Source organism: Prauserella marina (genome assembly GCF_002240355.1).
GTDB classification, from domain to species: domain Bacteria; phylum Actinomycetota; class Actinomycetes; order Mycobacteriales; family Pseudonocardiaceae; genus Prauserella_A; species Prauserella_A marina.
Genome location: NZ_CP016353.1, coordinates 5,007,872 through 5,023,432, shown reverse-complemented (window position 1 = coordinate 5,023,432; position 15,561 = coordinate 5,007,872). Strand labels below are relative to the sequence as shown.

Annotated in this window: 12 protein-coding genes; 10 read left to right on the top strand and 2 right to left on the bottom strand. The window is 66.0% G+C overall.

Translation table 11 applies throughout. The annotated features are described in order from the left end of the window. Position 1: 1 nt before the first annotated feature. The 9 genes from BAY61_RS23005 (at position 2) to BAY61_RS22965 (ending at position 11,204) form a co-directional block, all read left to right on the top strand. Positions 2–1,495: a M81 family metallopeptidase gene (locus tag BAY61_RS23005; protein WP_170140254.1), complete on the top strand. Its 1,494-nt coding sequence runs from the start codon at positions 2–4 to the stop codon at positions 1,493–1,495. Further along, the gene (locus BAY61_RS23000) at positions 1,492–2,340 is read left to right on the top strand and encodes a fumarylacetoacetate hydrolase family protein (protein WP_091807681.1); all 849 of its coding nucleotides are present in this window, start codon (positions 1,492–1,494) and stop codon (positions 2,338–2,340) included. The genes BAY61_RS23005 and BAY61_RS23000 overlap by 4 nt, the downstream gene beginning before the upstream one ends. 1 nt (position 2,341) lies before the next feature. Then, positions 2,342–3,724 (top strand): FAD-binding oxidoreductase, encoded by a 1,383-nt coding sequence (locus BAY61_RS22995; protein ID WP_091807680.1) that lies wholly within the window; start codon positions 2,342–2,344, stop codon positions 3,722–3,724. Continuing rightward, the gene (locus BAY61_RS22990; protein ID WP_091807678.1) at positions 3,721–4,809 is read left to right on the top strand and encodes a (Fe-S)-binding protein; all 1,089 of its coding nucleotides are present in this window, start codon (positions 3,721–3,723) and stop codon (positions 4,807–4,809) included. Before BAY61_RS22995 ends, BAY61_RS22990 begins: the two co-directional genes overlap by 4 nt. A 33-nt stretch (positions 4,810–4,842) precedes the next feature. After that, on the top strand, positions 4,843–6,201 hold the full coding sequence (locus tag BAY61_RS22985) for a tryptophanase (protein WP_245865359.1): 1,359 nt from the start codon (positions 4,843–4,845) through the stop codon (positions 6,199–6,201). 969 nt (positions 6,202–7,170) lie between these two features. Next, complete coding sequence (locus BAY61_RS22980; protein WP_091807674.1) at positions 7,171–8,145, top strand: AraC family transcriptional regulator; 975 nt, start codon at positions 7,171–7,173, stop codon at positions 8,143–8,145. Between the two features lie 92 nt (positions 8,146–8,237). After that, positions 8,238–8,528, top strand: coding sequence for a helix-turn-helix domain-containing protein (locus BAY61_RS22975; RefSeq protein WP_245865357.1), 291 nt, complete (start codon positions 8,238–8,240; stop codon positions 8,526–8,528). Between the two features lie 61 nt (positions 8,529–8,589). After that, entirely contained in the window at positions 8,590–10,299 is a 1,710-nt protein-coding gene (tsrT, locus tag BAY61_RS22970; protein WP_091807670.1) for a tryptophan 2-C-methyltransferase, read from the top strand. Positions 10,300–10,535: 236 nt separating this feature from the next. Next, on the top strand, positions 10,536–11,204 hold the full coding sequence (locus BAY61_RS22965) for a hypothetical protein (RefSeq protein WP_143021405.1): 669 nt from the start codon (positions 10,536–10,538) through the stop codon (positions 11,202–11,204). A 258-nt stretch (positions 11,205–11,462) separates the two neighbouring features. Here BAY61_RS22965 and BAY61_RS22960 read toward each other — a convergent pair whose 3' ends face one another. Together BAY61_RS22960 and BAY61_RS22955 are read right to left on the bottom strand one after the other, a co-directional pair. Beyond that, positions 11,463–12,353, bottom strand: a complete 891-nt coding sequence (locus tag BAY61_RS22960; protein WP_091807667.1) for a DUF5753 domain-containing protein — start codon at positions 12,351–12,353, stop codon at positions 11,463–11,465. Between the two features lie 114 nt (positions 12,354–12,467). Continuing rightward, positions 12,468–13,298, bottom strand: coding sequence for a DUF5753 domain-containing protein (locus tag BAY61_RS22955; RefSeq protein WP_143021404.1), 831 nt, complete (start codon positions 13,296–13,298; stop codon positions 12,468–12,470). A 1,244-nt stretch (positions 13,299–14,542) separates the two neighbouring features. On the opposite strand from BAY61_RS22955, the gene BAY61_RS22940 reads away from it, so the two are divergent. Beyond that, entirely contained in the window at positions 14,543–15,346 is an 804-nt protein-coding gene (locus tag BAY61_RS22940; protein ID WP_146225283.1) for a hypothetical protein, read from the top strand. Positions 15,347–15,561: the final 215 nt, after the last annotated feature.

Genomic DNA, 15,561 nt, shown 5'->3' with positions numbered 1-15,561 from the left:
AGTGAGATTCGCCGTACTTGGCCTTTTCCACGAGGCCAATACCTTCTCGCCGGTCAAGGCGGACCGCGACATGTTCGCGGCGGGCGGGATCCTCCGCGGCGAGCAAATCGTCGATCAGTACGCGGATTCCGGGGCCACCATCGGCGGGTATCTGGAAGGCGGCGCCCGGGCCGGCGTGGAGATCGTGCCGCTGGTCTTCGGTTTCGTCAATCCGGCCGGCGCGATCACCTCCGATGTCTTCGAGTCGGTCGTCGGGGAGATGCTCGAAGCGCTGCGTGACAACGGGCCGTGGGACGGCGTGCTGTTGAACGTGCACGGCGCCGCGGTCGCGGAGGGCTTCCTCGACGCGGACGGCGAGATCGCGAGCAGGGTGAGAGCGGTCGTCGGCGCCGAGCTGCCGGTCGGCGCGGTTCTCGATCTCCACGCGAACGTCTCGCGGCGGTTGGTCGATGCCCTGACCATCACCCTTGTCTATCAGACCAATCCGCATGTCGACGCCGCGGAGAAGGGGATCCGGTGCGTCGATCTGCTCGCCAGGACCGCATCGGGTGAGATCCGGCCGGTGCAGGAGCTGGTGCGGCTTCCGCTCGTCGTCAACATCGCCCGCCAGGACACAGCCGAGCGGCCGATGTCGAGCCTCGTCGCGAAAGCGGAGAGGGTGGCCGCCCGGCCGGGGATGCTCTCGGCGAGCGTCGTCGAGGGATTCCCGTACGCCGACGTGCCGGATATGGGCATGTCGTGTCTCGCGATCCACGACGGCGATCGTTCGACGGCCCGCGCCGCGGTGGAGGAACTCGCCCTTGAGGTGTGGAACGAGCGGGAGGAACTACAGGCGCACGGACTGGACGTCGACGCGGCGCTCGACGCCGCCGAGCACGAGGCGGGTGCTCCGGTGGTGCTCCTGGACGTCGGTGACAACATCGGTGGCGGGGCGCCGGGTGACTCGACGGCGATACTCGAAGCAGTGTGCAAGCGCGGTCTCCGCTCGCTGGCGCAGACGTTGTGGGATCCGGAATCGGTGCGCCAATGCGAATCTGCGGGAGTCGGCAACGAGGTATCGCTGTGCGTTGGCGCGAAGCTTGAGCATTCGGCGGGTTCCCCCGTCGCGGTACGGGGAACGATCAGAGTTCTGGCGGACGGCCACTTCGAGGAGTCCGGGGCGGTGCACGGCGGGTTCCGGTACTTCGACATGGGGCCGACGGCCGTGGTCGACACGACCGACGGGCACACGCTCGTGCTGACGTCGAAGCCGATCATGAACTCCAGCCTTCGGCAGTTTCTCAGCGTCGGCGTCGACCCGCGTGATTACCACATCGTCGTCGCCAAAGGGGTCAACTCACCACGCGCGGCGTACACGCCCATCGCGGCCAAAATGGTCGTCGTCGACACGGACGGCGTCACCGCGATGAACCTCGGCCGCTTCACCTACCAGCACCGGAGGCGGCCGATGTTTCCTTTCGAGAGTACGACTTTCGACATCGGGGAGTCCCGATGAGGTTCCTGCGGATCGGTGATCCCGGCGAGGAGCGGCCTGTCGTATTCGACGGTGGACAGTACTACGACCTTTCCGGAATGACCGGCGACATCGATGCCGCGTTCCTCGGCTGGGACGGGCTCCGGCTCACCGCGAGGGCGATCGAGGCGGGTGAACTGCCCACAATAGACATCCGGGACCAGCGTGTCGGCTCGCCGATCGCCCGGCCCGGCGCGGTGTTGTGCATCGGACTGAACTACGCCGCGCACGCCGCGGAGTCCGAGGTCGACCCTCCAGCCGAGCCCGTGCTGTTCCACAAATCGCCCAACACCGTTGTCGGCCCCTACGACGACATCCACATCCCCCGGGGCTCGGTCAAGACCGACTGGGAAGTGGAGCTGGGCGTCGTGATCGGCAGGACCGCGCGCTACCTCGCGACCCCGGCCGAAGCCCGCTCCTGCATCGCGGGTTACGTCACGTCCAACGATGTCTCGGAGCGGGCTTTCCAGCTCGGCAGGCCGGGCGGGCAGTGGTCGAAGGGCAAGTCGTGCGAGACCTTCAACCCCGTCGGCCCTTGGCTCGTGCCTGCCGACGAAATCCCCGACCCGCAGGCGCTGGCGATCCGGTCGTGGGTCAACGGCGAGATCCGGCAGGATTCGAAGACCTCGGACATGATCTTCGGCGTCGCGGAGATCATCCTGCACCTTTCCCAGTTCCTCGTGCTGGAGCCGGGAGATCTCGTCAACACCGGCACTCCGGAAGGGGTCGCGCTGTCCGGCAGATTCGACTACCTCCGTGACGACGACATCGTCGAGATCGAGATATCGGGGCTTGGCAGGCAACGTTCTCGCTGTAGGTCGGCGTGAGATGCCCTTCACCGCCGAGTTCGCCGACGAACTCGCCCGTATCGTGGGCCACCAGCACCTCCGGCTCGGCCCCGGCGAGCTCGCTCCGTACAGCAGGGATGCCACGCCCCTGTTCTCCGCCGAACCGGACGCCGTCGTGTTTCCCGGCGACGCGGAGGAGGTGTCCGCCGTACTGAAACTGGCCACCGAACACTCGGTGCCGGTGGTTCCGAGAGGCGCGGGCTCGAATCTGTGCGCGGGCACCGTCCCCGTCGACGGTGGCGTCGTGCTGGTGCTGACGAGGCTGAACCGGATTCTTGAGATCAGCGATGGCGAGTTGCTCGCGAGGGTCGAGCCAGGAGTAACGACGAACACCCTTTCCGAGGCAGCCGAGAAGCGGGGATTGCGTTATGTTCCCGATCCCGGGAGCAGAATGGTGTCGACCGTCGGCGGAAACATCGCCACGTGCGCGGGCGGCCTTCGCGGCCTGAAATACGGCGTCACCCGCAATTACGTGCTCGGTCTTGAGGCCGTGCTGCCGACAGGGGAGATCATTCGCACAGGCGGCCGGTTGTGGAAGGACGTCGCGGGCTACGACCTCACCAGGCTGCTGACCGGCTCGGAGGGCACGCTGGCTGTACTGACCGAGGCCACCGTCGCGCTCGTCCCCGCCCCGTCCGGCGGCGGTACCGGCGTCGCCTACTTCACCTCGCTTGAGGCTGCCTGTGGCGCGGTCGCCGCGATCATCGAATCCGGCGTCCTTCCGGCGACGCTGGAGTTCCTCGACCGCAAATGCGTACGCGCCGTCGAGGAGTTCGCGCGGCTCGGCCTGCGTACGGACGCGGGTGCGTTGCTGCTCTTCGGCGATGACGGGCCCGCCGAGGCGGTCGCCGAGAACATCGACCGGATCGGCAAGGCATGCGTGGCCGAGGGCGCGCTTGAGGTCACGCTGGCCGACGACATCACCTCGGCCGAGGCGCTGCTGGCCGCGCGGCGCTGTTCCCTGCCCGCGTTGTCGAGGCTCGGCTCGCTCACGATCCTGGAGGACGCCACCGTGCCGAGACCGAGACTCGCGGAGATGGTCGGCCGCATCGACGACATCGCCGAGAGACACGAGCTGCGCATCGCCACCTTCGGGCACGCGGGAGACGGCAATCTGCACCCCACCTGTGTCCTCGATCCCGGCGATACCGGCGCCGTCGAGCGCGCGCACAAGGCATTCGGGGAGATCTTCACCGCCGCGATCGAACTCGGCGGCACCATCACGGGCGAACACGGTGTCGGAGCGGCGAAACTGCCCTACTTGCTCGACCGGCTCGGCCCGGAACAGGTCGCGTTGCTGCGCAGGATCAAGGCGGCCTTCGATCCGGCCTCCATCCTCAACCCGGGAAAGCTCGGGTCGTGAGCGGCGTTTTCGACGCCGAGAAGCTCGGCAGGTGCATCTCGTGCGGGTTCTGCCTTCCCGCCTGCCCGACCTATGCGCTGACGGGCGACGAGGCCGCGTCGCCGCGCGGGCGCATCACGCTCATGAGGGCGCTTGAGGAAGGGCGCCTCGACGTCACCGACCCAGCCTCGCTCGAACAATCGTCGTTCTGTCTCGGTTGCCGGGCCTGTGAGCCGGTGTGTCCCGCCGGGGTGGAGTACGGAACCTTGCTGGAACAGTGGCGTGATCACCAATGGCAGGGCGCGGCGCGGCCAGTTCTCGCGCGCTGGCTCATGGCACTGGTCTCGCGCGCGTGGCTGCTGCGGCTGCAAGGTCTGGTCCGCGGACACGCGAGGGGAAAGGGGGAGCCGCGAGGTGCCGCGCTGCTGCTCGGCTGTGTGGAACGCGGCCTCTACCCCGAGGTCAGCAGGGCAGCGCGAGAGCTGCGGGGCGAACTGGCCGCTCCCTCCGGACAAGGCTGTTGTGGTGCCCTGCACGCGCACAACGGTGACTCGCGGACCGGCGGAGCCATGGCGGCTCTCGTCGGCGCCCGGCTGCCGGGTGTCATCGTGACGACGGCGGGCGGCTGCGCGGCGCACCTTGCCGCCCATCTCGGCAGGGAAAGGGTCAAGGAGTTCTCCGAGTACCTGGCCGAGCACGAGGTGGTGCCCTCGGGTGAGGTACGCGTGGCCGGAAGGAGAGCCAGGGTGGCGTTGCAGGACTCGTGCCACCTCAGGAACGCGCTCGGCGTGTTCGCCGAACCGAGAGCGCTGATCGGGGCCGTCGCCGACTACGTCGAACTGCCGGGCGCGGCGGGCTGCTGCGGCGCGGCAGGCACGTACTCGTTGCTGCGCAAGCGGGACAGCATGCGGGTGCTCGCACCCAAGCTCGACGCCATCGCCGAGGCGGAGGTCGACTTCGTCGTCGCCGTGAATCCGGGCTGTCTCCGGCAACTACGGCAGGGACTGAAGAGCAGGGGAAGCACGGTGCGCGCGATTCATCTCGCCGAATTGCTCGCCATGGCACAGCGGGATTGGACTCTATCCAAACGAAAGGGTGATGCCTGAGACTGGCAAGGGGAGGTACCTATGCCGTCGTTCATGGAACCGTTTCGGATCAAGGCCGTAGAACCGATCCCGTTTCCCAGCGGCGAAGAACGCCGCGCGGCACTGGTTTCCGCTGGATACAACCTTTTTCGGGTACCGGCGAAGGCGATCACCATCGACTTGCTGACCGATTCCGGGACGGCCGCGATGTCGGCGGCTCAATGGTCGGCTTTGCTGTCCGGCGATGAATCCTATGCGGGAGCACGTTCCTTCGAACGGTTCGAGAGCGTCGTGCGTGAACTGACCGGTTTCACCGAGGTTCTTCCCGTACACCAGGGCAGGGCGGCGGAAAGGATAGTGCTGCACCGGCTGCTCGGGCACGGAGATCTTTCGGTGGCCAACACGCACTTCGACAGTACGAGGGCGAGCGTGCTCGCCGCGGGCGCGGAGGCGGTGGACCTGCCGGTGAGCCACACCGACGGGGCGGCGAACCCGTTCGGCGGGAACATCGATGTTCCCGCGCTGAAGACATTGCTCTCCGGCCCGGCAGGCGATGCCGTGCGATGCGTCGTGCTCACCATCACCAACAACGCCAACGGTGGTCAGCCGGTTTCGCTGACCAACGTGCGCGAGACGAAGGTTCTGTGCGACCGGTACGGAATTCCGTTGCTGCTCGACGCCTCCCGGTTCGCCGAGAACGCCTACCTGGTCGCGACGCGCTCGGCCGATCTCGCCGGCCTGGAACCGCGAGCGGTGGCGAGAGCGATCTTCGACCTGGCCGACGGATGCTGGGCCAGCTTGAAGAAGGACGGTGTCGCGAACATCGGCGGCCTCATCGCGGTGCGCGACAGCGGGCTCGCCGATCGGTGCAGGGACCAGCTCATCGAGACGGAGGGTTTTCCGACCTACGGCGGCCTGGCCGGCCGGGACCTCGACGCGCTCGCGCAGGGGCTCGTCGAGGTCACCGAACCCCGCTATCTGCGATACCGGGCCGAGTCGGCGCGGTGGTTCGCCGAACTGCTGGAACAGGCCGGGCTTCCGGTGTTGCGGCCGACCGGTTGTCATGCCGTCTATGTCGACGCGGGCCGGTTGCTCCGCCACGTTCCTCCCGCCCTGCTGCCCGCGACGGCGCTGGCCAACGAGTTGTACCTCGCCGGTGCGGTGCGGGTTTCCGAACTCGGCACCCTGGTTTTCGGGCGCCCTGACCCCGAGGGCGGGCCAGATCTGCCCGCGCCAAGGGAACTGGTGCGGTTCGCGCTGCCCCGCCGGGTCTACACGGCCAATCACCTTGAGTACGTCGCCGAGGTCGCTGGCGAGGTCGCCGCCAAGGCGGGTTCGCTGCGGGGATACCGCGTCGTCCGTCAGGTAGGCCGGATGCGGCAGTTCACCGCCGTGCTCGAACCGGTCGCCTGACCCCGGCGGCCGGGGCGCAGCGGTTTTCCGGTTTCATCGCGTCTCCGACACCTGATGTGTGCCTGTCAGCGCCGACTGCCATGCGGGCACCCCTGAATGCAGCAAGGGCGGCGGGCATCGGGCGCAACGTGACACCGCCATGGTGTCGTTCTCCGGCCAGGTGGCGCACAATGTTCACCAAGTGTCCTGTGCATGATGCTCTCGGCACATTGCACACAAGCTTTGATACGTGTAGTTTGCTCAGTGAACTCGAATACGAGGTGGTGAACAACCGATGACCGGCGATTCGACGCGGACATTCATCCTGGTTCACCTTCCTCGGCCGACGAAAAAGATGTCATGTCGCGGGTTTTCGAGATTTCCACCCCTGGGATTCTCGTGCCGTTCGCGAGCGGCGCCGGAATTGCCGGAATGCGCGCGGGCGGAATCGGATGGGCCCCTTCACGAGAGGAGGAAACCTGACGCGAAGCGTGTATGTTACTGCGTTCTCTGCCCGAAGGGCACCTATTTTCGAAAATCCGATGTGGAGGAATCGTGGCGGTTCTGGTTCCGGAAGGCCGGCGTGCCGCTTCGGCTGGAATTTCCGCCACATCAAATGAAGCGGATGGACGGATCCGAAAACAGCGCGTCGGCGTATCCGGCGCGAACACCCGAAAACACTCGAAAGCGAGAGTTCGAGCCCATGGTTGCTTTGTGTGGAAACCGCAGGGTGACGTGTGTGGCTCGCGGTGGCCGCGAACGGGGTCCGGGCGCGCCGGTTCGCGGTACACCGCCACTTCTTGGTGCGCGTGGAATCCGCTCTCGTCACGACGCGACCCCTGAACAAACTTTGAAATCTGCAATTTGCGGTTAGCAAATCGCACCCGTTTGGAGGTATGCGTCGGACGGCGACGCGGCACAGGCTAGAGAGGGAGGAGGTGGAGCGGGGAGGTCTGAGCCGGCTTTTCGTGATCGTTCCCCGGCGAACTGATGATTCACAAACCACTCAACCGGTTCGAGCTCTTTCGTTCCAGCGATCTCGACGTGACCCGTGAGGCGGTCGCCGGTGTCTTCTGTGCCCACCGCATGGAGCTCACCGGCAACGAAGGAACACTCGACGCGAGGATGAACTCGAAGCGACTCGACAACGTCGGCCTCAGCTACATCGGGTACGGCGAAGCGGTCCGGGTCGATCCTGGCGAGCTTGAGTCCTTCTACGTCGTACAGGCGCCGCTGACCGGCAACGGGCTTTTCCAGTATGGCAACCAGTTCGTCACCGGATCACCCGGAACCGCCGTCGTCGCGGGCCCCACCAAGCCGCTCGGCATGCGGTTGTCGGCGGAACTGGAACTCGTCATCCTGCGCATGGAGCGCACCGCGCTGGAGGCGACGCTGTCCGACCTGCTCGACCGCTCGCTGCCGAAACCCATCGAGTTCGAGCTCGGCATGAACCTGGCTTCGGGATATGCCCGTACCTGGTACGACTACCTGATGTTCTGCGTGGCCGAGATCAATCGGCCGGACAGCCTGCTGACTCACCCGCTGTCCGTGCACCAGATGGAGCAGAACCTGATGGGCGGCCTGCTGCTCGCGCAGGCGAGCAACTACACGGGAATGCTGCAAGGCAAGGCTCTCCCCGCTCCGTCGAGGGCCATCAGCCGTGCGGTGGACGTCATCGAAAACCACCCCGAGCTGGCCCACACCATGGGCAGCCTCGCGAAGGAAGTCGGAGTCAGCGTGCGGGCACTCCAGAAGGGATTCCGCAAGCACCTCGACACGACACCGAGCGCCTTCTTGCGCGCCGTGCGTCTGCAGCGGGCGCACGACGAACTCAGGGCGGCGCAATCCGACACGGTCACGGTCGGCGAGGTCGCCGGCCATTGGGGATTCATGCACCTCGGCCGGTTCGCCACTTCATATCGACGCAAGTTCAACGAGACCCCGTCGCAGACCCTACACAGATGATGACTATGTATATCTATGACGATGCGCAAAAAGGACAGAACAGGGCGCAGGACGGATCGTTGCGGAGGCGGCGACGTCCTATGGTCGATGGCGTGTCAGCCGGGAGGCGCGGGCTGTCCGCTCCGGGATTCGGCGGTGACGAGCCGATCTGGGACCTGGTCAGGCGCCGCCGGATAAGCCGAGGACTCACCCAGTACCAACTCGCCGACGTACTTGTCGATCTTTCGCACAACCAGAGCGTGAGCCGGGACGAGGTCGCGCGCTGGGAACGCGGGAAACGGACCCCTGGGCCCTACTGGCGCCGCTGGCTCAGTGTGGCCCTCGACGTTCCGTCGGAGGAACTGGCCGCCGCGGTGCGTTACGGGCGCAGGTTGCGCTGGTGACCCGTTCCTCCCCGGCTGACCAACGCCGTAATCGCGCGCTGGTACGCCACGGGAGGAATCGATGGGTAAAGCGCTGGTCACACTGATCAATCCCAATCTGGTGCATCCCCCCGTCACACCGTATGCACTGGACATCCTCACCACGTCGCTGGAAGCGGACGACTTCGACGTCGACGTCGTCGACCTGACCTTCGAGCGGCACGACTGGCGATCGGTGCTCGCCCGCTATTTCGCCCGGCGTTCGCCCTTGCTCGTCGGCGTGACCGTGCGCAATACGGACACCATCTACGCCCAGCAACAACGGGTTTTCCTCGGCGACCACAAGGAGATCATCGAGGCGGTGAAGGAAGGGACGGCGGCGCCGATCATCGCGGGCGGGGTCGGGTTCTCCTCGATGCCGTTCGCGCTCGTCGACTATTTCGACATCCCGTTCGGGGTCAAAGGCCCTGGAGAGCACCTCGTCGTGCGGCTCGCGAACACCCTGCTCGACGGCGGCAGACCCGACGAGATACCGGGACTGATCGTCAATCACGGCGACGGCCGGGTCGAGCGGATCACCGGTGGCCGTCCCCTCGAAAGCCGGCGCGGACAGCGAGCCAAGGTGGACATCGGCGTCGTCCCCATCAACGTGACCACCGGATACACCCGCAGGTCGGGGGTTCCGATGAAGGTCGACAATCTGCGCTACTACCGGGAAGGGGGGCTCGGCAACATCCTGACGAAGAACGGGTGCACCTTCGCGTGCGCCCACTGCGTCGAGCCCGATGCCAAAGGTACGTCGTTCACGAGAAGGGCCGTCGACGCCGTCGTCGACGAGATCGAGTCCCTTGTCGCGCAGGGGGTCAGGGACCTGCACACGACCGACAGCGAGTTCAACCTGCTCGTCGCCCACAGCAAGGCGGTGCTTTCGGAGATCGTCCGGCGCAAGGAAAGGGACCGGCACTCCCCGCTGCACGAACTCCGGCTGTGGGTGTATGCCCAGCCGACGCCTTTCGACGAGGAACTGATGGCCCTGCTCGCCGCGGCGGGCTGCGCGGGCATCAATCTCGCTCCAGACCATGTGCGCGAGGAAATGCTCGACGATTGGAAGGTCACCGCGCGGGGCTCGCGGTACTACCGGTTCGCCGACGCCGAAGCCGTCTGCGGCATGGCCGCCTCGTACGGGCTACCCGTCATGGTCGAGGTGCTGCTCGGGATGCCTGGCGAGACGGAGGAGACGCTTCGTGAGGCGGTCAGGCGGACACTCGCGCTGGGGGTCACCGTCGTGGGCTACAGCCTGGGCATCAGGGCGTTTCCCCATTCACCACTCGGGATCCGGCTCGCGGAGCGCTGCGCGGGCACGCGAACGGTGCCTGGATTGCAGTCGGACACGGCGCGAACCCCGATCGTCCTGCGGCCCCAGGGGTCGGTGAGTACGGTCGAATACGAGCGCCAGTTCGTGTTCGACGAGACGGGCCGCTTCCGGCCGGTCTACTACCTTTCGCCGGAGCTGCCGGAACCCGAATCGACGTTGTCCTCGCCCAACGGCCGCTGGCTGAACACGATCCGGCTGCTGTGGGATCTCGTTCCCGAGCGGGACCGGCACCGCGTCATGCTGCCCACCGTCGAGGGCCTGACCCCCGATGACGACAATTTCGCCGACAATCCGTTTTTGGTGCAAGCGGTGCGACTGGGATATACGGGGGCTTTCTGGTCGCACTGGCCAAGGCGGGAAGAGGTAATGAGGGGAATACGGAAAGTAGAATTGGCGGGTCGGCGTCCGGGTGAATGAGGCTCGATTTGTGAAACATATTCACTCTGGGTTCCTGTTGAAAGAGCGGCACGAAATCTTGTTACTCGAACGTCACGGTCTTGGCTTGCGTCCGTCGTAATGATTGACGGAACAACGTCCGAAGGCGGAGCCTGAGGACGAAGACGACGTGGCCTGCCGAGAGCCGGTGTTCCCTTCGCCCGGGAAGGGAACACCGCGGTAGGTCGCGGCGCCGACAACGCAAGTGAGGTGGCCGCATGACAATGGCGCCTGATGCACCCGACCTGCCGGCGAACCCGCTTTCCATCAGGTTGTCGATCAAGCACGAACGGTTGTGGTGGCACATCGACGACGAGGATCACCTCCCCGAACAATGGGAGGTCTCCGCCGATGTCTGGGATCTGGATTTGTGTCCGGCCCCGTTGCGGCATGTCGCCGACATTTCCCTGGTTATCGCGGATCTGCAACGGGACCGGAATCTGCTCGATTCGATCGCTCTCGGCGAATGGGCCCTTGAGTTCATCGCGGAAACGGTCCTGGAATCGACGGACGGCAACCTGCATCCCGAGCTCGACGAGCAGATCAGCAAGGGGCCGCCCCGGATGGTGATACTTCGCGACGTCACGGTCGCGACGCACTGGAGGGGGCACGGGCTGGCCGGTCCGCTCGTCGCGGGCGCGTTGCGCACGCTCGCGCCGACCGCGCGGCTCGCGGCGGCGAGGGTCTCGCCCGTGGATTTCAGGGGGCAGTCACCCGATCGGATCTCGGCGGAACTGGCCAGCGTTCGCATGGCGGGGATGCTCGAACGGATCGGTTTCTACCCGTGGCGTGAGGTGCACGTGCTGGATTTGCGGAATCCCGCGTTGCTCGAAGCGAGGATGAGCCTGCTCAATCACTGGTGGCCTGCCGGGCACGAAGACTTGTGACGCCAAGCCGGACTCGGCGCCACGCCTGCGTCTTTCATGTTCCACAATGGATCGAACAGTCGGTGCTATGTCCGATAAGTGCGTCAGGCCGCGGTGTAGCGCGCTACATGACTCCCGTGTTAGGCTCGGCGCGGCTGCTGTTCAAGGACCGTTCATCCGCAACAGGTAGCCGTTGGTGGCGCGGTCAGGGGCCCATGCGAATGGATGTGGCCGCGCCACCAACCTGACAAGGGGTGCGATCGTCGCGGGGTGAGGTGTTCAGTGGTTTGCTTGGTGCTCGGACAATGCGAGGGCGGCCTCGCCGATCAGGCTCGCCGAGGTCTCCGCGTCGAGCGCTCGGGTCTCCAGCAGTTCCCACCGGGAACGGAAGCCGGCAATCTTGGCCGCATCGCGAAAGTGAATCCAATCGGCAGGGGTTTTGACGAAGACCGCGCCGGGATCGTCGTCGAGATCGGGGGCCATGTCCATGAGCGAGAAATTGCTCTCGACGGAGGCGCCCGCGTCGGCGGCGGTCGGAAGCACCCTGATCGTGACGTGAGGAAGGGACTCCCATTCGGTCATGGCGGCAAGTTGCTCGCGCATCACCTTCGGGGAACCAATTGTCCTGTGCAGCACCGATTGGCCCAGTAAAACGTGCAGCCGGGGTGAATCGTCCTGGCGCAGTATCGCCTGTCTTCCCTGCTGCAAATCGTGATGCAGTGACGCGAGCAGTGGCTCGCTCAGCGCGCACAGCGCGTCGGTATAGGCGGTGGTCTGCAACAGATCGGGAACGCAGTGGGGAGCGTAGACGTGCAGTGCCGTCGCCGAAGCCTCGTAGTTCACCAGCAATTCGAGCGCGTGCAACTCCGAAGGCCGCTGCGACTTCTTGACCTTGGGGATGATGTCCTTCCACCACAACGGTTTCGCCTTGGCCGATTCGACGACCCGGGTGTAAGGCTCGATCAGGTGGTGTTGACCGAGTTGTTCGAGGGCGACCCTGATATAGCGCTTGTTCGCGAGCCGGGTCGAGGACTCGAACTGCCGGACCCCCGACGCGCTCCGGTCGAGGGCCCCTGCGAGTTGATCAGGAGTGACGCCGCTCGCCTTGCGCAACGTACTCATGCGGCCGGCGAACCAATCGGCTGTCACGGCGGGCGTCGGCGCGACCACGACGATGCCTTCTTTCTTGTGGCTGTGAGCTGGGACCGTTCGCCGGTCACTTTAGCCGCGATGATCCTGAAGAGGCAGCGTGGCGAGGAGGAACGCGCGAATGGAGCAGGCTGCTCAGTGCGGCCGGGCGCCGATTCGGTCCGAGGTCGTCGTCAGCAGATCCCTCGATTCCTCCGGCCGCAGCGCTTGCGCCGACAGCAGCTCGAACACTTCGTCGAACGGTGCGATTTCTTCCGGTTCTTCGAGGTAGATGTCGTGTGTGGTGGCTTTGACGTGGGCCAGGCCGGGATAGTTCGGGAGCTCGGGAATGAGCACGAGTCTCGTGAAGCTCCCGGTGTCGGCGCTCGCGCCGCCGGCGAAGGGGAGTACCCGGATATCGATGTTCGGGCGGTGACCCAGCTCGACAAGGTAGTCGATCTGCTCGCGGAGCACGTCGGGTCCGCCGACCTGCCTGTGCAGTACCGCCTCGTCGACGACGCAGCGCACGCGCGGTGGATCGTCGCGGTTGAGTACTTCCTGCCTGCCTTGGGAGAGCTCGACCCAGAGCCGGATCTCCGCGTCGTCGGCACCTGGATGGTCCGCGTGTGCCATGACCTCGGCGTAGGCCGGGGTACGGAGGAAGTCGGGAACGAACTGGGTTTGGTAGATCGACAGCTCGATGGCCGAGGCTTCGCCGCTGTAGAGCAACTTCGCGGACTCGGGGACGAAACCCGGCGGCAACCGGCCTTCCCACCAATCGCGAAGGCCCTTCCTGCCGCTCGCCGCTCCGATGACGTCGCGGAAGTGCGGGATCTGCTCGCTGTGGTCGTAGGTGGAGAGCAGCACGTCGATGTCGGCGAGTTGCGGCAGGTTGCGCCCGCGTTCGACCTGCATCAGTGCCTTGTCCCGGGTCTTCTTCGTGCTTACGGTGGCAGCCTTCAGGTTGAGGCCCTTCTCGTTGCGCATTCGCTTGAGCTCGCGTCCGATAGCCCTTCGGACCGCCGTTTTCCCGGCCTCGACCAAGGCGCCACCTCTCGGCTTCCGGGCGACGCGTAGCAGTGTCACCCGAATAGGCCACGCCAAGATGTAGCGTACTACCTGTGTAGCGCGCTACATTTGATCGTGGCTACGTACAGTTCGACGCCTGTCACGTTAGCCCCCGGCGACGCCGGCCGTGAAAACCCCCTGGTGCACGGTCGCGTCGCCGGTTCAGCACATGTACGAGCTCTGGGGAGCCAAATATGGGGTGGCAGGAACACGTCCCGGTGCGGCCGGTGCGTGCAACGAAATACCGGAGAGCCGGCAATCCCGAGGAGGCGCGGTCCGCCGACGCCGCCGGGGTTCACCGCGTCCGTCTCGTCGACGTCAAGCGGGAACGCAGGCGGTTACGGCGCTGGTGGCGATGGCGTCACAGGCAGTGGCTGGTAGCGGTCGAGACCGCGCCGGAATGGTGCACGAAGAGGGTGGCTCGCCGTGGATCGTCGTGAACCGATGCCGGGCGACGAACAGCCGTGCGATTCCGGTGGTGACATCGAAGGGCCGGGCGGGCGGCCAGGTGCCGCCGTGAACTGGCGGGACGCGGGCCGAGGCGTCGTGCCTCGCGACACGATCGCGCGTGGCGTTGGCGCGGACGGGACGCGCCCCGAGGCGGCCGAGGGCGGCAGGCGGGGAGAACCCGAGCCTCCCTCGGGAGTCCTGCGTGTGGTCGGCGGCGACGGAGTGTGCGCGGAATGTGCGATTCCGCGGTACCGGTTGCCTCCGGAAACGCTCTGGCTCGCCGATGGGCACGGCAACAGTTTTTGTTGCGAGTGCCTGACGGTGCTGGAGTTGACAGCTGAGTTGCTCGCACTGGCGTCAGGCGCCTTGCGCGGACTCGACGGCGAGTGGTTCCCATGAGTCACGGGGATCTGGCCTGGGTCTCGCTGGCGGTCGCCGAGGCGCGCAGGCGGGCCGAGTGCTACGCACGCGACGATCTGAGCGCCGAAGCCCATCGGGTGCGGAAAGAATGGGCGGAGATCGAAGAATGGGAGAGGCGCAGACGTGGCAGGGCCGTCCGGTTGTGGGTCGCGCACTTGGAGATCCGAACGGCGGCGTGCGATGCTGATGAGGCACGATGCCGGTTGACGGGCTATCTGCGTCGGCCGTATCACCGTATTGGGGATACGCCGGGTTTGTACGCCGTTGAACAACCTGTTCGGTGTCACGACGAGGTGAGTCCTGAGGAGTGGCTTCGGCTGAAACGTGACTATCCGATCGGCGTCGACGAACACCGCGCGGACAGCACGCCATACGGTGACTTCGAACGGGCGCACGTCACCAGCTACGTCGCCGCATTGACCACGGGCCGCGCGCGTCTGCTCGCACCACGCGGCGAGCGGGACGAGCCCGCACTCGTCGCGCGCGGCCCCGCCTCCACCGGGGCCCGGCTCGGCTGCTGGCAAAGCAGGCAGCGGGTCCATTTTCTGGCCGGGCCGCTGGAGAGTTCGGCCCGTAGAAGGGCCGACGAGCTGGCGGCGACCATTGTGGACAGTTCGGGAGACCCGCTGGCGCGCGTATCCGAACTCGATGCCGACGACGGGTTCGCCAGCGTGGTCGACGGTCACTGGGTGCATCCGGCCGACTCGGTCGGCCCGTTCGCCACGGTCGCGTTGTGGGACGATTTCGACGCGATCGCCGGACCCGCGGATGTCGGTTCCGCATCGGCACTCGCGGCGATTTTGGGCAGGGCCGCCGCGCAGGTCCGAGAGACCTTCGACAGGGACGCACGACTTCACGCCGCTCCGGTCCCGCCGGGCGATGCCCGGTTGGCGGGATTGGCGATGGTGGAGGAGAAGGCGCGTGCCGCGGCTGCCGGAAAGTCGGAGCTCGAACTGGTGCGGCTTGCCGATGACGCGGACTACCTCGCCGACCGGCTCGACGGCACTGTCGACTGGGACGATCTGCGGCGAGCCGAGGAGTTTCGGAGACAAGCAGAGGTGTACCGGGAGTTGGCTGGCGAGCGGCCGCGTCCTTGACGCTGTTGGTGATTCGAACGTCGCTGTTCGTAGATATGTCCGGTGTGGACGGGTCGTCGCATCCATGTGGACAGTCGGAATCCACTGGGGTTCGGCATTGCGATGGGGGTTCGAGCGTGCCGGTGAGCGCGTCTCGGTGTTACCGGAAGCGGAGGCGGAGACCTAGGAAATCAAAGATTCATGCCGTAAGCATGAAACATGAAGCGATCGCAATT

Bases quoted from the DNA above. Each gene is read 5' to 3' on its own strand.
- BAY61_RS23000 (WP_091807681.1), top strand. From the start codon at position 1,492: ATGAGGTTCCTGCGGATCGGTGATCCCGGCGAGGAGCGGCCTGTCGTA.
- BAY61_RS22995 (WP_091807680.1), top strand. From the start codon at position 2,342: ATGCCCTTCACCGCCGAGTTCGCCGACGAACTCGCCCGTATCGTGGGC.
- BAY61_RS22985 (WP_245865359.1), top strand. From the start codon at position 4,843: ATGGAACCGTTTCGGATCAAGGCCGTAGAACCGATCCCGTTTCCCAGC.
- BAY61_RS22980 (WP_091807674.1), top strand. From the start codon at position 7,171: ATGATTCACAAACCACTCAACCGGTTCGAGCTCTTTCGTTCCAGCGAT.
- tsrT (WP_091807670.1), top strand. From the start codon at position 8,590: ATGGGTAAAGCGCTGGTCACACTGATCAATCCCAATCTGGTGCATCCC.
- BAY61_RS22965 (WP_143021405.1), top strand. From the start codon at position 10,536: ATGACAATGGCGCCTGATGCACCCGACCTGCCGGCGAACCCGCTTTCC.
- BAY61_RS22955 (WP_143021404.1), bottom strand. From the start codon at position 13,298: ATGCGCAACGAGAAGGGCCTCAACCTGAAGGCTGCCACCGTAAGCACG.